Origin of the sequence: Corynebacterium drakensteinense (genome assembly GCF_041224285.1) — a bacterium.
In the GTDB taxonomy this organism is placed as follows: Bacteria; Actinomycetota; Actinomycetes; order Mycobacteriales; family Mycobacteriaceae; genus Corynebacterium.
On record NZ_JAXOFP010000024.1, the window covers coordinates 1 to 24,109 of the forward strand.

21 protein-coding genes are annotated in these 24,109 nt (G+C 56.0%); 10 read left to right on the forward strand and 11 right to left on the reverse strand.

Annotation, left to right across the window (positions count from 1 at the left end; translation table 11 throughout):
- Window positions 1–989 (forward strand): aldehyde dehydrogenase family protein (locus U1140_RS10445; protein WP_369847727.1); only part of this gene is annotated, 989 nt, incomplete at its 5' end.
- Here the strand turns inward: U1140_RS10445 and U1140_RS10450 are convergent.
- The 3 genes from U1140_RS10450 to U1140_RS10460 form a co-directional block, all read right to left on the reverse strand.
- The gene (locus U1140_RS10450) at window positions 986–1,561 is read right to left on the reverse strand and encodes a helix-turn-helix domain-containing protein (RefSeq protein ID WP_369847729.1); all 576 of its coding nucleotides are present in this window, start codon (window positions 1,559–1,561) and stop codon (window positions 986–988) included. The two genes, U1140_RS10445 and U1140_RS10450, sit on opposite strands and share 4 nt — an antisense overlap.
- 2 nt (window positions 1,562–1,563) lie before the next feature.
- Window positions 1,564–1,962, reverse strand: a complete 399-nt coding sequence (locus tag U1140_RS10455; protein ID WP_369847732.1) for a hypothetical protein — start codon at window positions 1,960–1,962, stop codon at window positions 1,564–1,566.
- Between the two features lie 239 nt (window positions 1,963–2,201).
- Window positions 2,202–3,905, reverse strand: a complete 1,704-nt coding sequence (locus tag U1140_RS10460; RefSeq protein WP_369847735.1) for an alpha-keto acid decarboxylase family protein — start codon at window positions 3,903–3,905, stop codon at window positions 2,202–2,204.
- 128 nt (window positions 3,906–4,033) lie between these two features.
- Here U1140_RS10460 and leuS point away from each other — a divergent pair, with 128 nt between their 5' ends.
- The 4 genes from leuS (at window position 4,034) to U1140_RS10480 (ending at window position 9,774) form a co-directional block, all read left to right on the forward strand.
- Complete coding sequence (gene leuS, locus U1140_RS10465; RefSeq protein WP_369847737.1) at window positions 4,034–6,919, forward strand: leucine--tRNA ligase; 2,886 nt, start codon at window positions 4,034–4,036, stop codon at window positions 6,917–6,919.
- 53 nt (window positions 6,920–6,972) lie between these two features.
- Entirely contained in the window at window positions 6,973–7,770 is a 798-nt protein-coding gene (locus U1140_RS10470; RefSeq protein WP_369847739.1) for a hypothetical protein, read from the forward strand.
- A gap of 246 nt (window positions 7,771–8,016) precedes the next feature.
- On the forward strand, window positions 8,017–9,303 hold the full coding sequence (locus U1140_RS10475) for a Na/Pi symporter (protein WP_369847740.1): 1,287 nt from the start codon (window positions 8,017–8,019) through the stop codon (window positions 9,301–9,303).
- 78 nt (window positions 9,304–9,381) lie between these two features.
- Window positions 9,382–9,774: a hypothetical protein gene (locus U1140_RS10480; protein ID WP_369847742.1), complete on the forward strand. Its 393-nt coding sequence runs from the start codon at window positions 9,382–9,384 to the stop codon at window positions 9,772–9,774.
- 24 nt (window positions 9,775–9,798) lie between these two features.
- Here the strand turns inward: U1140_RS10480 and U1140_RS10485 are convergent, their stop codons facing one another.
- From U1140_RS10485 to U1140_RS10515, 7 genes are all read right to left on the reverse strand, one after another.
- Window positions 9,799–10,650: a hypothetical protein gene (locus U1140_RS10485; RefSeq protein ID WP_369847745.1), complete on the reverse strand. Its 852-nt coding sequence runs from the start codon at window positions 10,648–10,650 to the stop codon at window positions 9,799–9,801.
- Window positions 10,651–10,780: 130 nt separating this feature from the next.
- On the reverse strand, window positions 10,781–11,146 hold the full coding sequence (locus U1140_RS10490; protein ID WP_369847746.1) for a DoxX family protein: 366 nt from the start codon (window positions 11,144–11,146) through the stop codon (window positions 10,781–10,783).
- A gap of 206 nt (window positions 11,147–11,352) precedes the next feature.
- Window positions 11,353–11,976, reverse strand: a complete 624-nt coding sequence (locus tag U1140_RS10495; RefSeq protein WP_369847748.1) for a response regulator — start codon at window positions 11,974–11,976, stop codon at window positions 11,353–11,355.
- A complete protein-coding gene (locus U1140_RS10500; RefSeq protein WP_284593942.1) occupies window positions 11,973–13,094 on the reverse strand; it encodes a sensor histidine kinase in 1,122 nt (373 codons plus the stop codon). The genes U1140_RS10495 and U1140_RS10500 overlap by 4 nt, the downstream gene beginning before the upstream one ends.
- A gap of 58 nt (window positions 13,095–13,152) precedes the next feature.
- Entirely contained in the window at window positions 13,153–14,013 is an 861-nt protein-coding gene (locus tag U1140_RS10505; protein ID WP_023018717.1) for an ABC transporter permease, read from the reverse strand.
- 23 nt (window positions 14,014–14,036) lie between these two features.
- Window positions 14,037–14,957, reverse strand: coding sequence for an ABC transporter ATP-binding protein (locus U1140_RS10510; protein WP_282007129.1), 921 nt, complete (start codon window positions 14,955–14,957; stop codon window positions 14,037–14,039).
- 529 nt (window positions 14,958–15,486) lie between these two features.
- Window positions 15,487–15,867 (reverse strand): alpha/beta hydrolase family protein, encoded by a 381-nt coding sequence (locus tag U1140_RS10515; protein WP_367317032.1) that lies wholly within the window; start codon window positions 15,865–15,867, stop codon window positions 15,487–15,489.
- Between the two features lie 809 nt (window positions 15,868–16,676).
- On the opposite strand from U1140_RS10515, the gene U1140_RS10520 reads away from it, so the two are divergent.
- On the forward strand, window positions 16,677–17,030 hold the full coding sequence (locus U1140_RS10520; protein WP_144736825.1) for a hypothetical protein: 354 nt from the start codon (window positions 16,677–16,679) through the stop codon (window positions 17,028–17,030).
- Between the two features lie 243 nt (window positions 17,031–17,273).
- Here U1140_RS10520 and U1140_RS10525 read toward each other — a convergent pair whose 3' ends face one another.
- A complete protein-coding gene (locus U1140_RS10525; RefSeq protein WP_369847753.1) occupies window positions 17,274–18,704 on the reverse strand; it encodes an FAD-dependent oxidoreductase in 1,431 nt (476 codons plus the stop codon).
- A gap of 378 nt (window positions 18,705–19,082) precedes the next feature.
- On the opposite strand from U1140_RS10525, the gene U1140_RS10530 reads away from it, so the two are divergent.
- The 4 genes from U1140_RS10530 to U1140_RS10545 all read left to right on the forward strand — a co-directional run bounded on the left by U1140_RS10530 (window position 19,083) and on the right by U1140_RS10545 (window position 24,092).
- Window positions 19,083–20,756 (forward strand): nitrite/sulfite reductase, encoded by a 1,674-nt coding sequence (locus U1140_RS10530; protein WP_369847755.1) that lies wholly within the window; start codon window positions 19,083–19,085, stop codon window positions 20,754–20,756.
- A 221-nt stretch (window positions 20,757–20,977) separates the two neighbouring features.
- Complete coding sequence (locus tag U1140_RS10535; RefSeq protein ID WP_369847776.1) at window positions 20,978–21,772, forward strand: phosphoadenylyl-sulfate reductase; 795 nt, start codon at window positions 20,978–20,980, stop codon at window positions 21,770–21,772.
- Window positions 21,769–22,782 carry a sulfate adenylyltransferase subunit CysD gene (gene cysD, locus U1140_RS10540; protein WP_284862661.1) on the forward strand — a complete coding sequence of 338 codons (1,014 nt, stop codon included), beginning with the start codon at window positions 21,769–21,771 and terminating at the stop codon, window positions 22,780–22,782. Before U1140_RS10535 ends, cysD begins: the two co-directional genes overlap by 4 nt.
- Window positions 22,782–24,092: a sulfate adenylyltransferase subunit 1 gene (locus tag U1140_RS10545; protein WP_369847757.1), complete on the forward strand. Its 1,311-nt coding sequence runs from the start codon at window positions 22,782–22,784 to the stop codon at window positions 24,090–24,092. The genes cysD and U1140_RS10545 overlap by 1 nt, the downstream gene beginning before the upstream one ends.
- Window positions 24,093–24,109 lie beyond the last annotated feature (17 nt).

Sequence of the window (24,109 nt, forward strand, 5' to 3'; positions counted from 1 at the left end):
GCGCGATTGGTCCATGGAACTGGCCGATGATGATCACCATCTGGCAAATCGCCCCAGCACTACGCATGGGAAACACCGTCGTCGTCAAACCATCCGGTTATACCCCGCTATCGGTCAGTGCGCTGGTGGCTATTGCGAATACCGTGTTGCCGAAAGATGTGCTGCACATCGTTACCGGTGATGGTGGGGTTGGTGCAGCACTGACCACACACCCGGACGTCGACAAGATCATGTTCACCGGTTCGACGGAAACCGGAAAGAAAATCATCGAGGCTTCTGCCAACAACATCACCCGCCTGACCCTGGAGCTTGGCGGTAACGATGCTGCCGTAGTGCTTGACGACGTCGATCCACAAGCGATTGCCGAAGACTTGTTCTGGGGTGCGTTTATCAATACTGGGCAAACCTGTGCTGCAGCCAAGCGTATCTACGTTCCGGATGCGATTTATGATGAGGTGGCAGAAGCACTGGTGGCTGTGGCCAAGCGGATGCCGATGGGCAATGGTCTGGATGAGAACAACGTGCTAGGCCCGTTGCAGAATAAAGCGCAGTTCGACATTGTCGACGGTTTGGTCAAAGCCGCAAAAGATGGTGGTGGGCGCGTGCTCGTTGGTGGTGACCCGGATTATGATGCGCCGGGTTATTTTTATCCGGTAACGATTGTGGCTGATATTGATCCGGATAACCCATTGGTTGCGCAAGAGCAGTTCGGTCCGGCAGTGCCGCTGATTCGGTATTCCGAGCTGGATCAGGCGATCGAGTGGGCCAACAGCTTGGACGTGGGGTTGGGTGCATCAGTGTGGTCGGCGGATGCGCAGAAAGCCCGCGAGGTTGCTGGTCGTTTGCAGGCCGGCACGGTGTGGATTAATAAGCATGGTGCGGTGGATCCGCGGGTGCCGTTTGGTGGTATTAAGTCCTCGGGTTATGGTGTGGAGTTTGGTACTGAGGGGTTGAAGGGTTTGGCTTACCCGCAGGCGATTAATACTTAGCGGGGAGTGTTTGGTGCTGTTGCGATCCAGCGGGTTCCCGAGCCACGTTGTGGACCAGCTGGATCGATGTGTGCTCGGCCCAATGTGCGCAGGTGGCGCAGCACGTTGGTGATTTCACCACGTGATATACCGAAACGTTCTGCTAAATCCGCTGCAGCAACGGAGTTGCCGTCCTGGAGCTGCGCCTCAATGCGCTCTTGGACACTGGCAGCTGCGGTGGGCAGATCCTTGCCAGACAATTGTGCCACCTGCGCGGATAACACCCATTCATCTGCATTATTTATGCGCTGAACAACGCCGTAGTCTTCGAGTGTATTTAATAGTTCACGAGCTTCGAGCTGAGATGTTTGGGTGCTATGCGCAGTTTGCTTGAGGGTTATAAGCGGTGCGTGCCAGAGCTTCCACAGCACGAGCATCGTGTTTAAATTATGGATGATTTCATCGCCGAATCTCGCTGTGAGTTCGTGAATTGCTTGGATGAATGCGACGTCGGGAGTTCCGGCTGCGAAAATGATCTCGACAAATTCGTTCGAAGTGATGACTTCTGGAACTTCGCGCCCAGTGCTCAGCATTGCTAGCCACATTCGATCGAACCCACGTGATGACTCTTCTGCCATACCAATCGCACGCATGCTCGCCATAGGTGGCGAATCGTGACTTGGGTTGTGGCTGCAGGCGTAAGCAGAATTTCACCTGCACGTTTGAGGCTGCCATCATCGCTGAGTAGACCGACCTCGCGCAACAGTGCTTGGGTGCCGGTTGGGGTGGCAGCGTCGATGCCGCGACGTTGGCGGTGTGAGCGTAACAGTCGCCGCAATTCAGTGAGGACTTCATGAGACAAATCTTCTACCGGATAGGAAGAAATACGATTGGAATAGTCATCATCCTCTCGGATGCGACGGATCAGGCGGCGTTCTTCTTCCGACATCGCACGGCAATTAGTGCCATCACGTTTTGTGGGCGTGACATCCATAGCGTCGAATATAGGCAAAATCCCAGGAAATTGTTTTCTGCGCGGTTTTTCTTCTTCTAAAACAACTAGCAAACAAATTGGAAACAACTTGTGCGTTTTTAGGGCAGCGAAATTGGTTATTTTCCCAGCTCAGAATAGTTGTTGCTAGTTGTTTAGAGTTGTTGTTAGTTGTTTCAATAAATAACAACAACTGCAATTCCGGACCTCTTAGTTCCGCGGAGTCTTAGTTCCGTGACCTCTTAGTTCCTAGGCCCACGCGGACCGTAATCGAATTCCGCGGTCATCGGTCCGAAGGCCTGCAGGCCAGCGGGGGCATCTTCTGGGTCCAGGTGGATTTCCAGGAACGCGCCCTTGTCGCTGTTATTAATAGCGGCGAAGGCGTCGGCAAGCTCGTCTTCAGTGCGTGCGGTATAAGAAATCATCTCGGTTCCGGGGACAAAAACCTCCGGTAACTTGTGATAAGCCCAATCGGCGATGTCGTTGTACTCGCGGTCCATGCCCAAGATGTAGCGCTCAATGGTGTAGCCGCGGTTGTTCAACAACACGATGATGGGTTTTTGCTTCTCCCGCAGAATCGTCGACAATTCCTGGGCGGTCAACTGGAAAGACCCATCCCCGATGAACAACAGGTGGCGAGTATCCGCATCGGCCATTTGGCTGCCCAGCAAAGCTGGCAGGGTATAACCAATCGAGCCCCAAATAGCACTGTTGATGTAGCGAATATTCTCCGGCATGCGCTGCGGTCCCAAACCAATATTGGAGGTTCCGGCCTCCGCAATAACCGTGTCACCAGGGCGGATGAACTCGCGGACCTGCGGCCACAAGCGCGCCTGCGTCAGCTCGGCACCAGCGCGGACCTCAAAAGGCTCCGGCAGTACTGCCTCCGGGTTCACGCTGCTGGGCTGATCGTCCGAGTTCGCCGCGCCAGCCCCGTCGGCAGCCGGTAGCCGCTCCAGCAACCCGGCCAGCACCTCTGTGGTGTCCAGGCCCACGATGTGCTCGCCGTAAATATTGACGTGCTGGTCACCGAAATCCACGATGTTTTCTTCGTGCAACTCATGCGAGAAGCTACCCGAGTTCACCTCAATGAACCGTGGGGTGCAGGTGAGTAAGAAATCCGAGCCTTCCACGCGCTCGCGCACGCCCGGCCACGAGGCCTTACCGTTATAGGTGCCCAAAAACAGTGGGTGTTGTTCGCTCAACAGCGCCTTGCCGGAAGCCATTTGTGCATATGGCAGCTGGATCTTGTCGACGAGCTGGGCAAACAAATCTAAGAATCCGTGGCGCTGCGCGTCCTGGTCGACGAGCAGCACCGGGTTTTCCGCGGCCGCGAATTCCTGCACCAGCCGGTCCAACACTGCCTCGAGCTGCACCGGATCCGACGGTTCGAGCGAGGTATCCAGTGGTTCGTCTGGCACGTTGATGCTCAGGTGCGAGATATCCGAAGGCAGTTGCAAGTGCACTGGGCGTTTTTCCCGCAGGCAGGTCCGCAGAGCGCGGTCAATCTCGTCGACTGCGTTCATTGGGGTAATGCGCTCAGCCAGCGCGGTGAATGGCCGCAACGAGTCGAGCATGTTGCCGAAGTTGCCGTCGGCAAGCGTGTGATGCAGCAACCAGCGCTTTTCGGTGGCAAACAGTGGGGGAGCGCCGGCGATGGAGACCAGCGGGATGTGTTCGCAGGCAGCCCCGGCCAGGCCATTGAGTGCGGAGAGCTCGCCGACGCCGTAGGTCGTCAACAGGCACGAGACCCCGCGGGCGCGGGAATAGCCGTCGGCAGCATACGCAGCGTTGAGCTCGTTGGTGCTGCCCACAAAACGGATGCCGTCGGAAGCTTCGATTTGTTCCAGCCAGTTCAAGTTGAAATCACCCGGCACGCCAATGACTTCCGTAATACCGATTTCTTTCAGGCGACGAACCAGAAAATCTCCGATAGTCATTCGCATGTCTAATTAACCTTTCTAGGAAAAAACAAAATGGTTGCCGACGGGATCAGCCGGGAATAACCGCTGAATCTGCGCTGTCCTGTGGTCTCGCGTGGTCGCAGGCCCTAAACCTATTAGACTATAAAACCATGAAAGAAGCGCGCGAAAACACAGAAAATCTTAGTGCTGAAAATGCCAGCAACACCGGCCCAGCCCACCGCTATACCCCGCAGCTTGCCAATGATATTGAGTCGCGTTGGCAGCAGTACTGGGACGACAACGGCACGTTTCATGCGCCAAACCCGACCGGTGATTTAGCTCTTGCCGACGGCACCTTGCCCGAAGACAAGCTCTTCGTCCAAGATATGTTCCCGTACCCGTCTGGCGCGGGCCTGCACGTGGGGCACCCGCTGGGCTATATCGCCACGGATGTGTTCGCCCGGTTCAACCGCTTATTGGGCAAAAACGTGCTGCACACCTTGGGCTATGACGCTTTTGGTCTGCCGGCTGAGCAGTATGCGATCCAAACCGGAACCCACCCGCGCACGACGACGGTGGCGAATATCAAAAATATGCGTCGCCAGTTGGGTTCGTTGGGGCTGGGTCATGACAAGCGCCGTTCGGTGGCCACCATTGATCCCGAATTTTATCGCTGGACGCAGTGGATTTTCTTGCAGATCTACCAGTCCTGGTTCGATGAGCAGCAGCAAAAGGCGCGCCCGATCGACGAGTTGTACCCGCTGCTGGAATCTGGTGAGCTGGCCACCAAGGACGGCCGCGAGTATGCGTCGTTAAGCGAGGAAGAAAAAGCCCGGGCCGTGGATGAATTCCGCCTGGTCTACCTGAGCGATTCCACAGTGAACTGGTGCCCGGGCTTGGGTACGGTGTTGGCGAATGAAGAGGTCACCGCCGATGGCCGTTCTGAGCGCGGCAACTTCCCGGTGTTCCGCAAAAACTTAAAGCAGTGGATGATGCGCATTACTGCGTATTCTGACCGCCTCTTGGATGACCTCGAACTGCTGGATTGGCCGGAGAAGGTGAAATCCATGCAGCGCAACTGGATCGGCCGTTCCCGCGGTGCCGAGGTCGATTTCCGCTGCGAAGGCCACGACATCACCGTGTTTACCACCCGCCCCGACACGCTGTTCGGCGCGGAATACGTCGTTTTGGCCCCAGAGCACCCGCTTGTCGACGCTTTGCTCTCGCCAGTTCCGTACGACGATGACGTCGATAGCCGCTGGACCTATGGCCATGAAGACCCGAAAGAAGCCATCGAGGCATACCGCAGCGACATCGCCGCGAAATCGGATTTGGAGCGCCAAGAAAATAAGGAAAAGACTGGTGTTTTCTTAGGCACCTATGCCACCAACCCGGTCAACGGCAAGAAGTTGCCGGTTTTTACCGCAGACTACGTGTTGACCGGCTACGGTACGGGCGCGATCATGGCCGTGCCCGCCCACGACGAGCGTGACTACGAATACGCGCAGGTCTTTGGCCTGCCGATCACCGAGGTCGTCGCCGGTGGTGATGTCTCCACGGCAGCGCACACCGGTGGAGGCACCTACGTGAATTCTGCGAACGACGACGGGCTGGATCTGACCGGCAAGTCCAAGGCGGAGGCCATCGCTGCCACGATCGCCTGGTTGGCTGCGCGCGAGCGGGGCGTCGAAAAGATCCAATACAAGCTGCGCGACTGGCTGTTTGCCCGCCAGCGTTATTGGGGCGAGCCATTCCCGATCGTCTACGACGAGGCCGGCCGGCCACACGCGATCCCGGAAGATCAGTTGCCGGTGGAATTGCCGGAGGTTGATGACTACCAGCCGGTGTCCTTCGACCCGGATGATCACGACACTGAGCCGCAGCCGCCGCTGGCGAAAGCACGCGAGTGGATCGAAGTAGAGATGGACTTGGGCGAAGGCACCAAGACTTACTACCGCGATGCCAACGTCATGCCGCAGTGGGCAGGTTCATCCTGGTACCAGATGCGCTACATCGATCCGACCAACAGCGACGCTTTCTGCGATATCGACAACGAGCGCTACTGGACCGGGCCACGCCCAGAGGTTCATGGTCCGAACGATCCGGGTGGGGTGGACCTGTACGTCGGCGGCGTGGAGCATGCCGTGCTGCACCTGTTGTATGCGCGTTTCTGGCACAAAGTACTGTTTGACCTTGGGCATGTGAGTTCGAAAGAGCCGTACCGTCGTTTGTATAACCAGGGCTATATCCAGGCCTATGCCTACACCGATTCCCGTGGCGTCTACGTGCCCGCCGAAGAAGTCGAAGAGCGTGACGGCGAGTTCTTCTACCACGGTGAGAAGGTGAATCGGGAATACGGCAAGATGGGTAAATCGCTGAAGAACGCGGTCGCGCCGGACGATATTGCCGAAAACTTTGGCGCCGATACCCTGCGTGTTTATGAGATGTCGATGGGGCCGCTGGCGGATTCACGTCCGTGGGCCACTAAGGACGTCGTTGGTGCGCAGCGTTTCTTGCAGCGCCTGTGGCGCCTGGTGGTCAACGAAAACACCGGCGAGGTCGCCGTCGTGGATGCGGAGCTGGGCAAGAAGGATCTGCAGCAGCTGCACCGCACCATCGCTGGGGTGCGTGACGACTACGAGAACTTGCGGGTGAACACCGTCGTCGCCAAGCTCATCGAGTACGTGAATTACTTGACGAAGAACTACCCGGACGGTGCTCCGCGTGCTGCCGTCGAGCCGATCGCTGTGATGGTGGCTCCGGTGGCGCCGCACATCGCCGAGGAGTTGTGGACGCGGCTGGGCCACGAGGGCACGATTACCTTCGTGCCGTTCCCGAGCTTCGACGAGAAGTACTTGGTTGACGACGAAATTGAGCTACCAGTGCAGGTCAACGGCAAGGTGAAATCGCGGGTGCAGGTCGCTGCCGACGTCTCCCAGGATGATGCCGTGGCCGCCGCGCTTGCCGACGACAAGGTGCTCGCGGCGATTGGCGAGAAGTCCGTGGTGAAGAAGATCGTGGTGCCGGGCCGCATGATCAACCTAGTGGTGAAGTAGCCGGTGCCACATGTTTTGGGCGGGCAGGCCTGGAAAACGGCTACACTAAATGCATGAAAACTCGTGCATTGAAATTCGCCCGCACCTGCGGCATTACTGCCGTGATCGCGCTTGGTCTCGCAGGTTGTTCTAATCCAGAAAACCGCCCTGACCCACAACCTGCAGAGACTACCGATTCTGCGGAGTCAACAGCGGATACTGCGGCAGAGACCTCTGCGAGCGAATCAACCTCAAGTTCGGCGTCGGCAAGCGAAAGCACCAGCAAATCCAGCACGAAGAGCTCGGGCAAGTCCAGCGGTGCATCGAGCACACAATCTAGCTCTAGCAAAGAGCCGACGGCCGCAGCGGATCTCGGCTACGGCGAAACAATTGAACCGAGCGTGCAAGACGGGTTCTACCGGATCGCGTTGCCGGATGGCTCGCTGTGTGAACTTCCGGAAGCCGTCGCGCCGGGCGAAGATGGCTTGCGGTGTTTGCTGAATATTGACAAGCCTGTCAAAGACGTTAATGGTGCGCTGACCCGCGGAATCGTGTTCCGTAATGGAATGTTTACTCCAGATGAACAACTCTCTACTACCGAGGCTGCTGAAGCATTCATGGAGCGCAATGAATCCGCCGAAGAGCTGAAGGGTGCGCAGATTGCGACGTTCGCGGATTATTCTGTGGTCGCAGAATCTGCTGATGAGATCGGCTTGGTGGGCGCCAACGAAGATGGCTTCGGCACCTTCTTTATTGCAGGTCAGGCGATATCTCCGTTCTGGAACCCGACTCCAGCGTGGGTAGAAGTCCCGACCATGCAGGAATATTTGGAGCGTGTCATTTCTGCTGAGGAAAAGGCCGGACGACGCTAGCGGATCCGACAAATGATTACCGGATGTATCCCTAGCGCACTGATGATAGCTTGCTCACATTTAGAAAAGTTTGCTTGTTTGTAACCTTGTGTGAACCTGCTATTTCCGGACACCCGATACATTGCTTTCTGTAAGGGCCCAACCGGGTCCGAAACAGACCAAAAACAGACCAATCAGTAGCGGCCCGTCAGCCTCTTCGCGGAGGATGACGGGTTGCCAGCGCGAAGCAAGGTGTCAGGAAAACAAATGGCGTCACACACTTCCTCAGGGCAGACTTTCCCAGAGCGGACCGCATCTGACGGCCGCAACCTTGACGACGCTCAACAACAGCTGGAACAAGGTGTGCAGGAAAAACAGAAAGCTCCGCGTAATCCGCTAGCGCGTCTCGGTATCCGCACGGATAAAAACTGGGTGAACTGGGTTGCCGTAGCTGTCAGCGTGTGGCTGCTGATCACCGCCGTCGGCGTGATCGGTGATGGCTTCAAGGCTGCTACTGGCGATCAGGCGGAAGAGCTGTTCGCATTCGCGCAGAACCCGCTGATTGCTTTGATGGTCGGTATCCTGGCCACCGCTCTGATTCAGTCATCCTCGACGACGACGTCGATCGTCGTCGGCATGATGGCCGGTGGTCTGCCGGTACAAATCGCAATTCCGATGCTGATGGGCGCCAACGTCGGCACGACCCTGACCTCAACGTTGGTCTCGTTGGGCATGGTTCGTGACAAGGAATCTTTCCGGCGTGGTTTCGCTGCAGCTTCGGTTCACGACATGTTTAACCTCCTGGCAGTGTTGATCTTCCTGCCGCTGGAGCTGATGTTTGGTCTGCTAGAAAAGCTCTCTGGATTTTTGGTCTCCGGGGTTAACGCTGAAGCAGAGCAAGCTGGTTTCTTGGCTACTGGTCTGGAAAGTCTGGGAACCTTCATCGGCTTCGTCACTGAGCCAGGCAAAGATTTGTTGGTTGCTTCCACGAGCTGGCTGCCGGAAAGCGTCGCAGGTATCGCGCAGATTCTGATTGGTATCGCACTGATCCTGGGTGTTGTGAACTTCATCGGCGCACTGCTGAAGGTCGTCATGGTCGGCAAGGCCAAAGACATTCTGCACAAGTCGCTGGGCCGTGGCCCGATTTCCGGCATCGGTGCGGGCATGGTCATCACGATGCTGGTGCAGTCCTCCTCGACGACGACCGCACTGGTCGTCCCGCTGGCTGGTTCCAACACCCTGTCTATCCGCCAGGTCTACCCATTCACCATTGGCGCAAACATTGGCACCACGATCACCGCATTGATCGCTGCGTTCGCCTTCACTGGGGTGGAGGGCCAAGCTGCACTGCAAGGTGCGTTGATCCACCTGCTGTTCAATGTGCTCGCTGCGTTGGTCATCTACGGTATCCCAGGTTTGCGAGAAGTCCCGCTGTACCTTGCCCAGACGATTGCCAATATCGGTGCACGTAACAAGATGTACATCGCTGCGTGGGTGCTGGGCATGTTCTTGGTTTTGCCTGGTGTCTTGATCCTGCTAACCACTGTATTCTAAGAACTATCACTATCCCGGGGTCAGAAAAGAAGCGTCACGCACGCGGCTCCGGTGATACGAGATAAGGAAGTATTAACGATGATGGATCCGCATCATGACACAGGAGCTGACAACCTACGCGGCAAGTCCGTGGAAGACCAACTCGAAAAAATTCTGCGTGAAGCCGAGGCATCGTTAAGCGAGCTGCGCAATGAGCTCGCCGAGCAACGTCGTCGTAAAGAGCTCCACGCCGAAATCGAACGCTTACCGGAACATTTAGAAAACACCACCGTGCAATGGTCCGTGGTGCGTGACTTCTTTTCCGAGTTAATCGGCGAGTTGCGCGAGACCCGGGAAGATGAGCCGGGTGCTGCCGCTAACGGAGCAGACGGCAGTGCCACTGATAGTGGTGATGCAGACGGCGTTGAACAGTACAGCACCGAGAACAATAGCCACGAGAACCCACGCGAAGCGCACGGCTCACAGCGCTAGCGTTAAAACCCTAAAGCGCTAGCGCTAAAACCCTGATGAGCCACCCGCGCCAGAAACCCCGGAACTAAACGACGTATTCGTGCTCCCGCTGTTCGAACTACTGGATTGCGCCTCGACGATGGAAGCATGCCAGCTGCTCAGCGCCCAATAAGGCACGAAGTTATTCCATCCATAACCCGGACGGTAATCGGATGAAGTCAATCCCGGGGCTTGCGGTGCATCCGCTTTCGATTCGTCAATATCGCTAAACTTCTGCCTGCGTAGCTCTGTTAGCGCCGCCTGATAATCACGCAGCACGACAATAAAATTATCCAAGAAATCCTCGGAACTAGGTTCCTGGGCTAGAGCTTCGGTTCGCTGCTGGATCGCAGCCAATTCCTGGTAAAGACCGGAATCAACATTACGCATCTTCATTTTTGCCTCGACGACGTCGTCACGCAATGATTGCGCCTCGCTGCGCCGAGTGAGTTCATCACCATTCTCCAAAGCAAAGATCGTGTCGATGTTGTCTCCGGCATGGTGGATTTTCTTCGCGGTCGAGGCCGCGTCGCTGAGCTGGCCCGCGTACTGTAGGAAGGTCTTGTCGTCGCTGCGCGGGCTGAGTTCGCTGAACTTGGAGACGTCGTCATGCATGTGCAGAAAGCGGTCCCGCACCTTGCGCCACTGGTCACGCAGCTGCTGGTCCGCAAAAGCGGAGGTCAGTGAATGCGCGCGGATATCGATGGCGTCCAAACGCTGCGCGAGTGTGCCGAATTCAACGGAAATATAGTCGAAGTCTTCCCGTGCTTGGGCGATTTTCTTTGCCCGGCTACGCCGATACCCTCCGGTTGTTGCGGCTGCACCACCACCGAGGGCTGCGGCGCCGAGACCTCCCATAACGATGGCGGAGGTGCGGTTGGATTCTGCGCTATCGAAGCGCGCTTGCTCGAGGGCAGCGAGGTCGGTTGCGGTTGATGCGCTTGATCCTACACCGCGGAGTGCGGGGCGCGGAGGGTTCGCAGATGGCCTAGCGATGCTGCTTGCGGTTCTGCATCAGCACTGTTGTGCTGAGTGCTGTCATTCCTAAACAGTTGAGCCAGAATTCCTTGCCTAAAAACTTTGCCTTCACATGCGCGAAGATTGCACACGCGAAATAAGCCACGACGCCGGTGGATGTGGCAGTTGTCATTTGCGGGCTGTTTTTCGCAGTGCCGCGCACAAGCCCTAAAGCGGCCAACGACTTGATGACGATCAGTGACCACCACCAATTTTGAGGAAAGTTCACCCCATTCAGGCAATCCCGAATGAATTTGGGAGGTTTGATTGACATAGCTGCATCCCCAGCGAGAACTGCTGCCAGAAAATAATTTCCGCGCTTTACCTGTGTGTCCATACTAGGGATCTTATAGAGCCTTAATTGCTGTAGCTATTCAAAGACCTAAACCTTGTGATTGCGGTGCAAGCCCTATCTCTGCAACACGGATGCGCGGTGCGCATCGAAACCAGCTTCAACGGCGGGGAGAGCACACCGATCTTGAAGTGACGTTCCGCGCCCCCGATGGATGATATCCGCGGCATTTCAGAGATAGGATTCTTCGTCTAAATCCACCCTGATTCTCGCGCGCGCAAATATGCTTCGAATCGGTTTTGCGCACTGAGCTTTGCCATTGCCGAGGAAAGATAGTTCCTAGTTGTTCCGGTAGCCAGGAAGACTTCTTTGGCAATTTGTTCTATCGAACCTCCTTTACCAGCGGCTTCGATGACCTCGGCTTCGCGTTCGGTCAACGGGCTGGAAGTTGCGGTGATGGTCATAGCAGCAAGTTCTTGGTCGATGAAGCTTCTGCCTTCGTGTACCGAGCGAATGGCGGCGGCAAATTCCTCTGCGGTCGCAGTTTTCGGCAAGAATCCTTGTACCCCGGATGTCAGCGCTCGTTTCAGTTGGCGTGGCCGCGAATGACTCGTGACGATGACAATGGCAGTTTGGGGTGATAGGCGCGAGATTTCCTGCGCTAGCTCGACGCCATCAATACCTCCGAGCTGCAGGTCTGTCACCAGCACATCAGGTAGTCGGGATTCGAGGGCGTTGGCCTTTTCCCACCGAGACATCACCTCCTCACCGGAGGCGAAAGTCTCGGTCACCGTAAGATCGGCTTCCAGTTCTAACAAGGTGGCTAGCGATGAAGCGATCAGCTGTTCATCATCGACGATTGCTACGGTGATCATCGGTTGGTGCCTTTCCAAGAAAGTGTCGCAGTGCACTGATTGTTTTGGTGAATAAGCGAGATTGTTCCACCGATTTGCTTAGCCCGTTCCTGTAGCGCTTGTATGCCACCGAGCGGCCCGAAATTGCGCTCCACCCCGTCATTGGTGATGGATACCGCGTGTTCTGAGAATGTGACGTTCACCTTGCTTGCGTTCGAGTGTTTCATCACATTGGTGGTCGCTTCACGGATGAACCAGGCGGCGGTCTGTTGGCAGGAGTTTGGGATGTCTTGTGGATGTCCTGTCACGGTGACTGCGACGTTTGCTTTTCTCAGTAGATTACTGGCCTCTTCAAGCTCAGAGTTTGGGTGCAACGTGCGATAGCCTGTTACCACTTGATGTAAATCCGTACGCATGAGACGTACGAGCTTTTCAATGTCGCGAAGTTCATCATCTGTCCGGTCGGTATCTTTCCTGTGGAGTGAGATGGCGAGCTGAGTCTTCAGGGACATCGCCGCTAGGCGTTGTCCCAAGCTGTCGTGCAGCTCTTGAGCAAAGCGTAGGCGCTCCTCCTGTATTTTCAGTTGTGACTGCAACTCTCGCGTGCGGTAGAGCGCTTTCACGATCCCCACCGACCACACAGTTACCTTGTTCAACAAAACCAACACTAATGCAAAAGCAACGATATAGACGGGATGATCTAGCTCAGGGTGCTCAACCACGAATGCAGTGATTACGCTTAATGCCACAACGAGAAGATAAGCGTGTTTAATGTGGATTGATAGCACGAACGCGAAGCTGAATAATAAAAATACTGATAGCCCGCCGATGATCTCTGTGAGATGGGGAGCGCGTTGCGTGACAAGGAGACCGATGGAGATAGTCCAGCACAAAAGATTTACGGCAATAGCTCCCGGATAAAGTTTTCTGAGCGGTCGAGGTGTTGTTGAAAAGGCTGACGTTCTTTCGATTGTCAGTGCAGTGAGTCCACCGTTGATTAAAACCACCAGAAGAACCAGGGAATCCTGAAATTCGCCGGGCGATGCCAAAACCTGTCGGAAGCTTAAGATAGCAATTGCTAGCAGCGCTGCATGCATCGAGAGTCGAACGTAGGTGGAGAATTTTTCGGTCTCTGGCATCTCCATGAACCCTCGTAGCATGGTCACTCTGTCAGGGTACATTGAGTTTGATTAACAATCAGCGGTTAGTTTCCCATTTCATGTAGCGGAATGCTGCCCACATTAGGGCAATACTCCAGACCAACATGAGTGCAAGCGGGTTCATTGCGGTGGCCAGAGTGGTCGTTAGCTCGCCATCTGTAGGTGCGGCATCCGAAGTAAGTGGTTGACCAGTCCATTCGATGAAGGTGAGATCGCCAAGCAGCGCAAACGGCGTGCGTGCTAACGGATCTTGGATTTGGTCGGGCAGGGTAGAGCGCAGCGGAGATTGTGAGAGCATTGCCAAAACCATGACGGGAAGAGACGTCATCTGTGCGGCTTCGGCATTGGCAGTGATTGAGCTGGTAAGCAGCGCCAAACCTGTAGAGATGACAATTCCTAACACAATGGCCAGAAGCAGCAGAATTCCTGTACGCGGTATGTCGCCTGTGTAGATGATGAGTATGCCAGACATTAACGCGGTAAGCAGGAGTGACATGATCGCTCCAGGCGTGGCCAGCGCAGCTATAATCTCTGCGCTGCGAGCTTCACCAGTACGTAATCGCTTGAGCACGCGTTCATCACGACGCGCAGTGGTCATGGATAGCACGGAGTAGAACTGGACGAACATCAGCGTAATAAGGAAAAACACTTCCATTGAGATTGCGGCCTGCACTTGTGCGTTTGCAGGCTGTTCGTCTCCACCCATGAACTGCATCAATAGGCCCACCCCAATGGGGAATACGATAGCCATGAACAGCAGTGTCTTGTTGCGCAGGTATTGTCTGATTTCGGCCATAGCTAAGGATCGGTAGCGCTTCCAGCCGGAACTCCGGCGATTGGCGGATTCTGAAGCCGATCCGGTGGCGGTAGTGGCACGGTGAGAGGTTGTAGAGGTCATTGTTCGCGTCCTTTGTGGATAATTTATTGGGTTTTGTTGTTAGCGATGCTCATGAACACCGTTTCCAGGGAAGCAGGGCGAGCGGAAAAATATTCCAACTCTAGTTGGTTTTTACGTGCCCACTCCAAAACTGCGAGAGTGTCCTGGGGCAGCTGTTTTGTATAAATTGTGTGGCTTTTTTGTTCGGTGGTGATGGTGGTACCCGGAAGCCGGGGCGGGGTGTGGACGCTGGATACCGTGATCTCGGCGGAAACCGAATTCACAAGTTCGGAAAGCGTGCCCTGACGCGCAACGGTTCCTTCATTCATAATGGCGATCCGATCACAAAGCGTTTCGGCTTCTTCTAAATAATGGGTGGTTAGGACCATCGTCACGCCTTGTTTTTTGAGTCGCAGGAGAAGATCCCAGACATTTCTACGAGATTCCGGATCGAGTCCCGTGGTGGGCTCATCGAGGAACAGAAGTTCCGGATTTCCGAGTAAGGCACAACCGAGGTCAAGCCGACGTTGCTCGCCGCCAGAGAGGGCCCCTACCCGAACATCAAGTCGGTGTAATAGCTCGACGTCGGCAAGTATTTCTTCTGGATCTCGGGGATTAGAGCATGTGCCCTGCCACATCTTGATAGTTTCCTCTACCGTTAGCTGCGAGGGAAGCCCACCCGACTGGAGCATGATGCCCATTTTTGGACGAATGAGAGCCCTATCATCGAAGGGGTCGCGCCCGAAGACCTTGACTTTGCCAGAAGTTGCAGGGGTTAGCCCTTCGAGAATCTCCAACGTAGATGTTTTTCCAGCCCCGTTGGTGCCAAGAAGACCAAAAACCTCGCCACGGTAGACACGGAAGTTCAGCCCCTTGACGGCCCAGAACGCTTTCGTGCCCGTGCCGTAGCTACGGGTAAGGTCGCTGACTTCGAGCACTGTTTCAAGTCTTGTTGATTCGCTCATGCTTCTATGCTGGCAAAATTTCAATCATTTGAACGCGAAGATTGATCATTATTTTCTCTGTCAAAGATCATTAGGGTGGGATGACTTTTGTCATTATTTGCAGTGTGGTGTGGATCAGGTTTCCGCTGGTTACCCATGATAAAGCTCATACCGGCTTCCTACATTTGGCACTACGCTTCAGGCGAGAGAATTGGCACAGTGGAAATACAAGAAATAAATGAAACTCGAGGGGAAAGGGATTCTCATGAAAATTTTTCAAGACCTGATTCGGTTGACTCCAGCACCGACGATTGGCCGTGAGTCAGCTGTATTTTTCCTGACAATGGCAGTCCTGGTAATTTGCGTATATTTAGCGATAGATTCCGCTAACCGCACTCTGGTTCTAATACTGGTGGGGGTCCTGGCTGTGTATGCGGCTGGCCGATTCGTTTACCGATTGCTTAATCCCCATGGCGACGTTAGTCATAGGTGAGTGCGCTTGGAATGGTGTCTGCGATGGATCCATCGAATACCCCACTGTTGATTTGTTTCAACCTTGACCAGTCACAAACTTTAGAAGTTGTTTTTCCAAGGCCTCTATTTCGTCACTCGGTGGGGCATAATGACCGCCCTCGTGCCGGAGTAGCGTTACCGGGCCTGCAATGTCTTTCCAGTGAGTACAGAAGGAATCGAGGTCTTGATTTTGGACGATCGAGTCCTTTTCACTGGCGACTAATAATAATTCTAAGTGAATAGGATTGACACTATTTAACAACGTGGCTGGATCCATATGCTGTGGATTGGCTGGAAATTCCACGCGGTGTTTATGGCCAAGCTCAGTGGCAAGGTAGCTAGATAAGTCTACTATTGGGCAGGTAGCTACCACCCCAGCGATTAAGCCCGGATGACGCAAAGCGGTGACTAGAGCCAACCAACCTCCGTGTGCCGCGATTGGCCAGAATGACTATGCCAAGGCTGCAAAGGAAGCAGTGAAGTATCTCGCTAAGCAAGGCATCAGGAGAAATGCTGCTACTCTAGCTGGTATGTTCGCGTACTGGGGTTGGCAGTGCCGAGGTAGCTGGTAAATCCTTAGTATTGCAAGCAGAATAAGAAGGGCGTAGGCATGGCAACTTTAGGAAAATTCCTGGTCAAATGGATTATCATGATCCTGATTATCGGAGTGTACGTTGTATTCCGGGATATCATAGGATGGGATGAGGGTCTAAACTGGTCGCGATTTGCGGAATTCTCTGCACTGGGAACCCTTGGCCTTTTCCTTTTGGCTGTCTACTCAAACAAGAAGGCAGGCTGATGTGATCCCACTGCAGAATTGCGCGCGTTGCCATTTCTAACCTTGAATGCTTCATCAAACCCCCGTTGGGTTTGAATTGCCAACACAGCGGGGGCTTCATGACGGACTAGGCTTATGTAAAAGAATATCTACACCTTAGATCCCTATTCCATCGTGAATGTCACTGCTTATTCCCGGCATCTCCATACCTGGGGCAGGAGAGTGATCCAGGGTCATGCCATCCGCATCGGATCATGCAGCTTTGACCTGTTCCTCCATGCCGCGCGGAAAAGATGCTGGAATAATCCGGCATCCAGACCCCCATCACCTCAGCACCTAGCGGAGGGGTAACAGGGATAGTAATATTTTCAAAAAATTAAAAATATAAAACCATTGTATAGAAACTGCCTCCGAAGCCTAATGGAGTCCGAAACTTAAAGGGAGAAAGCATGTCCTTGACAACTCGTAGCAAGAAGTCCCGCCAAAACATTGCGCTCTACGCGGGCTGGGTGGTCATGGGATTTTATGTGCTCTCATGGTTATTGGTCATTGAGGAGCCTACGCGGGACCTCGCGTATTGGCTTGTTACTGCTCTCGCAGCGGTAATTGTTTTTGGGTGTGGGCTTTATACCCGAAGCCGCGCACTTTTACTGCTGGCTCCGGCCTTATTCTTCGTAGAGATAATCGCGATTGTCCTCGGGTTCACGCTTGGCGTCGTGCTGATGATCCTGGGAAGCGTAGTTAATGCCGTTGTTATGCTTTTTGGCGGTGACCCGGTGTGGACAGATCTTTCCCCAGTCTAAAGCGGGGCCGGACTCAGCTGTATCTAACGGAAGCCAAGGCTGGACGCGCAGCCAAATCCAACGTGGAATAGCGCTCGGCCCGGCGTGACCGTCAATAAAAAATAAAACCCAGATCTGACATCCAGATCTGGGTTTGTACAGCTTTTTACGGGGAGCCGTGAAACTGCGGGGCTTGCAGCCGTGGAGCCGCAGAGCTTGCAGCCGTGAAACCGCGCAGAAAGTCGAACTTGCTAGTGCTAGCCGTTAGCTCTGCGGGTTACGGGAGGCTTCAAGCATTTCTTCAAACTCTACGAGCTTTTTGCGCTCGCGGCCTTCGGCCTCGCCCAAAGCTACTTCGCGGGCATCCAGCAACTGGAAGCCCTCCCAGTTGGTCACTTCGACGCCGCGGGATTCCAGCAACTCCACCAAGTCGGTGTTGTCGGCAGCAGACAGCTTACCGGCCGCAATATCCTCCAACAGCATGCCGATAGTCTCGGCGGCATCGGATTTCGTGTTCCCAATCAGGCCCACCGGGCCGCGCTTAATCCAGCCGGTGGTATACAGGCTTGGCACAATTTCGCCATTTGGTTCTGTGAGTACGTGGCCGCCATCGTTGGGGATGACGTGCTTCTGATCATCAAACGGCACACCCTCGATGCCCACTGAACGGTAACCAACCGCGCGGTAGACAGCTTGTACTGGCCATTCGGTGAATTCACCGGTGCCTTGCACATTTCCGTCACCAGTCAGTTCGGTGCGCTCGGTCTTCAGCGCTGCAACCTTGCCATCCTTGCCGATGATCTCCACCGGGTTTTCAAAGAAATGAATCTGCAGTGTGTGCGGTGCTTCCTTCGGGTCGCGCATCGCGTACTGTTCCAGAATTTGGCACACCTGATCTTGCGACTTCGATGCGCGGCGTGCCGCCTCGCCAGATTCGTCGTAATCAATATCTTCCGGGTCGACGACGACGTTGATGGTGTCCGAGTGGTCGAGTTCTTTCAATTCCTGCGGGGTGAATTTTGCTTCGGCGGGGCCGCGGCGTCCGAACACGCGCACGGTGTGGGCCTGGTTTTGTGCCAGGGATTCGTAGACATTGTCGGGAATTTCGGTGACCTTCAACTCGTCACCCGTCTTCGCCAAAATGCGGGACACATCCAGGCCCACATTGCCGACGCCGATGACCGCGACCTGCTCGGCGGACAAATCCCAATTGCGCTCGAAGCGGGGGTTACCGTCGTAGAAGCCGACGAATTCGCCAGCACCCCACACACCTTCCAGGTCCGCGCCAGGGATGTTCAGGTCGCGGTCGTCGACGGCGCCGGTGGAGAAAATAACGGCGTCGTAATGATCCTTGAGTTCTTCGACGCTGATGGTGTGGCCAACCTCGACGTTGCCGATAAACCGGATCTTCTCGTTGCTGAGCACGCGGTGCAGCGACTTGATGATGCCCTTAATGCGCGGGTGATCCGGAGCCACGCCGTAGCGGATCAAGCCGAAAGGAGTGGGCATGCGGTCGAGCAAGTCAATATCGACGTTGCCGCCGGTCTTTTTAATCAGGATATCGGAGGCGTAAATACCGGCTGGACCAGCACCGACGACGGCGATCTTCAGCGGTTTATCGCCCTCGGTGTTGGGGTTGCTGGTCACTGCGTCAGTCTGCTTGGACGGAGTTGCGGACGTAGTGGAAGTAGTCATTCGCGTTAATCGTGCCTTTCGGTTGTTAGTCGTTAGTTGTTGGCTTCACGTGCGAGTGCGTTCTTCTGCGCGTGCGTGATCACGCGCTTATTCGGTTCGCGTTAAGCAAGCACGTTCTATTTGAACCTATTTGTCTCTATTTTGCTAGCTAGCGAATTAAATTCAAATGATGTGGGCCACATTACTCCAGGTCGCATGCAGGATTGCTTGTATGAATTAAATAGACCGATCGGTCTCATTGGGTTAGACCAAGTGGTTCAATTACTGTGAACGCATTGGTTCGGCCGGGATTGTGACTCTCCGGTTGAACAACAAAATCTACAACCAACCCGAAGTAAAACCCCAGCACATCGCCGAAACCGTTTAGTGAGGCAACTTATGACTACAAACGCACCCGCACGCCCAAAGCGGAAACCAAAGCCAGAAGGGCAGTGGAGTATAGACGGCACCAGCCCGCTGAACAAGGAAGAGGAGGTGAAGCAAGAACAAGAAGCCTTCGAGGTCAAGCAGCGTGTGATCGACACCTACTCCAAGCAAGGTTTTGATTCGATCCCTGCCGATGACATCAGCAAGCGCTTCAAGTGGCTCGGCATTTATACCCAGCGCAAGCAGAACCTCGGCGGGGAATACACGGGCCAATTAGAAAATCACGAGCTGCAAGACAAATATTTCATGATGCGCGTTCGTTTCGACGGCGGGCAAGCCACCCCGGAGCGCCTGCGCGTCGTCGGTGAGATCTCCCGGGATTTCGCACGTTCTACCGCGGATTTCACCGACCGCCAGAACATTCAGCTGCATTGGATCCGTATCGAGGATGTCCCAGAGATTTGGCGCAGGCTAGATACCGTCGGTTTGACCACGATGATGGGCTGCGGTGACGTGCCGCGCGTGATCTTAGGTTCGCCCACAGCTGGGGTAGCGGCCGACGAGATCATTGACGCTAGCCCGGCGATCGAAGAGATCAAAGAGAATTATCTTCCGCGCGCGGAGTTCCACAACCTGCCACGCAAGTTCAAAACCGCGATTTCCGGTAATTCCCGCCAGGATGTCACCCACGAGATCCAGGATGTGGCGTTCATTGGCAAAAACCACCCGGAATACGGCCCTGGTTTTGACTGCTTCGTCGGCGGCGGCTTGTCCACCAACCCGATGTTGTCGCAGTCGCTGGGCGCGTGGATCCCCATCGAGCGCGTCCCGGAAGTCTGGGCTGGGGTGGTGCGTATCTTTCGGGATTATGGTTTCCGCCGCCTGCGTAACCGGGCGCGGTTGAAGTTCCTTGTGGCCAAGTGGGGCATCGAGAAATTCCGTGAGGTGCTGGAAGCGGAATACTTGGATGCTCCGCTTGTTGACGCCGAGCCGACCCCGCTGCAATCTGGCGTCCGTGACCACATCGGCGCACACCCGCAAAAGGACGGCAACTTTTACCTGGGTGTGAAGCCGACCGTCGGCCACGCTACCGGCGAACAGCTGATCGCCATCGCGGACGTCGCGGACAAGCACGGCATCACGCGCATTCGTACTACGCCGATGAAGGAACTGCTGTTTTTGGATATTCCGCGCGAAAAACTTGCCGGTCTGGCCCGCGATCTGGATGCCACGGGCTTGTATTCCAAGCCTTCGGAGTTCCGCCGCGGCATTATCTCTTGCACCGGTTTGGAGTTTTGCAAACTCGCCCATGTCACCACCAAATCCCGCGCGGTTGAACTGGTTGATGAGCTGGAAGAGCGTATCGGTGATATTGATTCCAGCCTGACGATCTCTTTAAACGGCTGCCCGAATGCATGCGCGCGTTCGCAGGTTTCCGATATCGGTTTGAAGGGCCAGACGCTGACCGACGCCGACGGCAACCGTGTCGAGGGTTTCCAGGTGCATCTCGGCGGCGCGCTGGGTATTGAGCAGAACTTTGGCCGCAAACTCAAAGGTCACAAGGTGCTGGCTAGCGAACTGGGCGATTATGTTGTGCGCGTCGTCAAGAACTTTCAGGCGCAACGCGAAGAGGGCGAGTCCTTTGCGCAGTGGACTGTCCGTGCGGATGAGGAGGCTTTGTCATGAAGTTTCGCCGGAAACCAAACCCGAACCGGAACCACCCGCTGTTTTGCCCGTATTGCGCGGGGGAGGGGCTATTCCCGGACGAGGAAACGGAGTTTGCCTGGAGCTGCAGCGAATGCCTGCGGGTGTTTTCCGTGCAGTTCCACGGCCAGGACGAGCAAGAGGCCGCGCCCGAACCGGCGGTGTCCACCAATGAGGCGCTGCAGAACTCCCTGCACAAGTCGCTGAATTTTCTCAATGTTTCACGTGGAACATCGGGCACGGAGCAGAGTTATCGCGACCTGGAACGGTCCCCAGCAGGCGCTGCCACCACGGCGGAGCCGCTTGCCGACGACATCGCGGCGCGCAACCGGCAGCTCGTAACCGATTACGCCGACGCGCTATATGACGCCAGTGCCGAAGACATCCTGGCGTGGGCGGACGGCCACGTGCCCGGTGAAATCGCGGTGACCATGTCCATGGAAAACACCGTGTTGGCAGAACTCGCCAGCCGCTATGCCCCGCGCGCCAGCCTGTTGTTCTTGGACACTGGCTATCACTTCGACGAGACCCTCGATGTCGCCAAGCAGGTGCAGCAGCGCTACGACCAGCAGTTTATTACTGCCACGCCCACGCTGAACCGCAACGAGCAAGACGAGGTCTACGGTCCGCGGCTCTATGCCTCCAACCCGACGGCCTGCTGCCGGATGCGCAAAGTCGAACCACTTGCGCGCAACCTCTCGCCATTCGCGGGGTGGGTCACCGGGCTGCGGCGTGACGACGGCCCCACGCGCGCACAAGCACCCGCGCTAAGCCTCGACGATACGGGCCGGTTGAAAATCAGCCCGCTGGTGACATGGAGCCTGCAAGACACGGAAGACTACGTCGACAAGCACGACCTGATCGTGCACCCGTTGACCAGGCAGGGCTACCCGTCAATCGGGTGTGCGACCTGCACCTTGCCAGTAGCGGAAGGCCAAGACCCACGCGCCGGGCGCTGGGCTGGACTGAACAAAACAGAATGCGGACTACACACATGAGCACAAGCGTGAACAACCCCACCCAAATCAACCAACCACCCCACACCAGCCAGCCAACCCACCCAACCGGCACCGCGTTATCGCCGCACCTGCACGAACTCGAAAACGAATCCATCCACATCCTGCGCGAGGTCGCCGGGCAATTCGACAAGGTCGGGCTGCTGTTTTCTGGCGGAAAAGACTCCGTCGTGGTGCTGGAACTGGCCCGGCGGGCGTTTGCCCCGGGCGCGATCCCGGCGGAGCTGATCCACATCGATACCGGGCACAACTTTCCAGAGGTGCTGGAATTTCGCGACCGCACCGTCGAAAAATACGGCGTAAACCTGCACGTCGCCAAGCTGCAAGACTGGATCGACCGCGGTGAACTGCAAGAACGTGCCGACGGCTCGCGGAACCCGCTGCAGACCGTGCCGCTGGTGGACACCATCGAACAACGCGGCTACGACGCGGTACTCGGCGGGGCGCGGCGCGACGAGGAACGCGCCCGAGCGAAAGAGCGCATTTTCTCGGTGCGCGATAGTTTCGGCGGTTGGGATCCACGGCGGCAGCGTCCGGAACTGTGGAATATCTACAACGGCGGCAAGTTGCCGGAAGAAAATATCCGCGTGTTTCCTATCTCGAATTGGACAGAAGTTGACGTCTGGCAATACATCGCCGCGCGCGGGCTGGAACTTCCCAGCATTTACTTCGCGCACCAGCGTGAGGTAATTGAACGCGACGGCATGTGGCTATCTCCCGGGCCCTGGGGTGCGGGCAGCTCAGCCGCAAACGCAGCTGGTGCAGACCCGGCCACCCCGGGAAACTCGAACACCCCGGTAACCCGCACGGTGCGCTATCGCACGGTCGGCGATATGTCCTGCACCGGGGCGGTGTTGTCCGAAGCCGAAACCATCGATGAGGTGTTGACGGAAATCGCGGCTTCTCCACTCACAGAACGCGGTGCGACCCGCGCTGATGATCGTATCTCCGAATCCGCCATGGAAGACCGCAAGAAGGAAGGTTACTTCTGATGACTAGCACCGCAACCACCGCAACTACAGCAAGTACCGAATCCACCGCAACCATCCTGGACAATCGCCGTGCGTTGCGCATCTGCACCGCCGGATCGGTCGACGATGGCAAATCCACTTTCGTGGGGCGTTTGCTGCACGACACCAAATCGGTGTTATCCGACCAGTTAGAAGCCGTGGCGGCGAGTTCGTCGAAACGCGGCTTCGATGGTCTGGATTTTTCCTTGCTTGTCGACGGCCTGCGCGCCGAACGCGAACAGGGCATCACCATCGACGTCGCTTACCGATATTTCGCCACTGACCAGCGCAGCTTCATCCTCGCAGATACTCCGGGGCACGTTCAGTACACCCGAAATACGATCACGGGCATGTCCACGGCGGAAGTCGTCATCCTGCTCATTGATGCCCGCTATGGGGTGGTGGAACAAACCAAGCGCCACCTGCACATTGCGGCGCTGTTGGGAATCCAGGACGTCATCATCGCGGTGAACAAGATTGACCTGGTCGGCTATGACCAGGCCGTGTATGAGGACATCCAAGCCCAGCTTGCCGACGCCTTAGCAGAGCTTGGTGCGCTGGCGCCACGTCATACTCGCGTGGTGCCGATCTCCGCGTTGGCTGGTGACAACGTGGTGGAGAGATCTGCGCACACACCGTGGTACGACGGCCAGCCGATCGTGGAACTGCTCGATACCATCCAACCGGCGGAAAGCGATATCGCTGCCGGGCTGGATTTCCGTTTCCCCATCCAATACGTCATCCGCGAGCCGCAGACTGATTACCGCGGGTACGCCGGGCGGGTCACCACCGGTGCGGTTGCTGTGGGCGATGCCGTCACTGTCAGTGGCGGGCGTACCAGCACCGTCGTTGGCATTGATACTGCCGACGGACAGCTGCAGGAGGCGCACTCTGGTGATTCCGTGGTGCTGCGGTTGGCTGATGAGATTGATTTGGTGCGCGGTGATTTTATTTCCGCTGGTAGCAGCCCGCGCAGTACGCGGAAATTTACGGCCACGCTGGTGGGACTGTCCGATAAAGGCGTGCGTGCGGGGCAAAAACTGCACCTGCTGTATGACAGCGGCAAGTATAAGGTGCGCGTGGCCAGCATCGAGACTGGCCAGGACGAGTCAGCGCAGGAGCAGACAGCACAATCCCAGTTAGCCCTCAATGAGATCGCCACCGTGGAATTAGAAACCGCCGTGGAGATCGCAGTGGATGATTATGCCGCCCGTGGCAAACGGGGCGCATTCGTGCTGGCGGACCCGCACGATGGCAACTCGCTGGCTGCGGGATTAATCGGGCAGAGGTAACGGGGGGGAGAGCTAAT

What these genes read in the sequence shown, in the direction of transcription:
- U1140_RS10450 (WP_369847729.1), bottom strand. Translation starts at nt 1,561, where the DNA reads ATGCTGAGCACTGGGCGCGAAGTTCCAGAAGTCATCACTTCGAACGAA.
- U1140_RS10455 (WP_369847732.1), bottom strand. Translation starts at nt 1,962, where the DNA reads ATGGATGTCACGCCCACAAAACGTGATGGCACTAATTGCCGTGCGATG.
- U1140_RS10460 (WP_369847735.1), bottom strand. Translation starts at nt 3,905, where the DNA reads ATGCGAATGACTATCGGAGATTTTCTGGTTCGTCGCCTGAAAGAAATC.
- leuS (WP_369847737.1), top strand. Translation starts at nt 4,034, where the DNA reads ATGAAAGAAGCGCGCGAAAACACAGAAAATCTTAGTGCTGAAAATGCC.
- U1140_RS10470 (WP_369847739.1), top strand. Translation starts at nt 6,973, where the DNA reads ATGAAAACTCGTGCATTGAAATTCGCCCGCACCTGCGGCATTACTGCC.
- U1140_RS10475 (WP_369847740.1), top strand. Translation starts at nt 8,017, where the DNA reads ATGGCGTCACACACTTCCTCAGGGCAGACTTTCCCAGAGCGGACCGCA.
- U1140_RS10480 (WP_369847742.1), top strand. Translation starts at nt 9,382, where the DNA reads ATGATGGATCCGCATCATGACACAGGAGCTGACAACCTACGCGGCAAG.
- U1140_RS10485 (WP_369847745.1), bottom strand. Translation starts at nt 10,650, where the DNA reads ATGGGAGGTCTCGGCGCCGCAGCCCTCGGTGGTGGTGCAGCCGCAACA.
- U1140_RS10490 (WP_369847746.1), bottom strand. Translation starts at nt 11,146, where the DNA reads ATGGACACACAGGTAAAGCGCGGAAATTATTTTCTGGCAGCAGTTCTC.
- U1140_RS10495 (WP_369847748.1), bottom strand. Translation starts at nt 11,976, where the DNA reads ATGATCACCGTAGCAATCGTCGATGATGAACAGCTGATCGCTTCATCG.
- U1140_RS10500 (WP_284593942.1), bottom strand. Translation starts at nt 13,094, where the DNA reads ATGCCAGAGACCGAAAAATTCTCCACCTACGTTCGACTCTCGATGCAT.
- U1140_RS10505 (WP_023018717.1), bottom strand. Translation starts at nt 14,013, where the DNA reads ATGACCTCTACAACCTCTCACCGTGCCACTACCGCCACCGGATCGGCT.
- U1140_RS10510 (WP_282007129.1), bottom strand. Translation starts at nt 14,957, where the DNA reads ATGAGCGAATCAACAAGACTTGAAACAGTGCTCGAAGTCAGCGACCTT.
- U1140_RS10520 (WP_144736825.1), top strand. Translation starts at nt 16,677, where the DNA reads ATGTCCTTGACAACTCGTAGCAAGAAGTCCCGCCAAAACATTGCGCTC.
- U1140_RS10525 (WP_369847753.1), bottom strand. Translation starts at nt 18,704, where the DNA reads ATGACTACTTCCACTACGTCCGCAACTCCGTCCAAGCAGACTGACGCA.
- U1140_RS10530 (WP_369847755.1), top strand. Translation starts at nt 19,083, where the DNA reads ATGACTACAAACGCACCCGCACGCCCAAAGCGGAAACCAAAGCCAGAA.
- cysD (WP_284862661.1), top strand. Translation starts at nt 21,769, where the DNA reads ATGAGCACAAGCGTGAACAACCCCACCCAAATCAACCAACCACCCCAC.
- U1140_RS10545 (WP_369847757.1), top strand. Translation starts at nt 22,782, where the DNA reads ATGACTAGCACCGCAACCACCGCAACTACAGCAAGTACCGAATCCACC.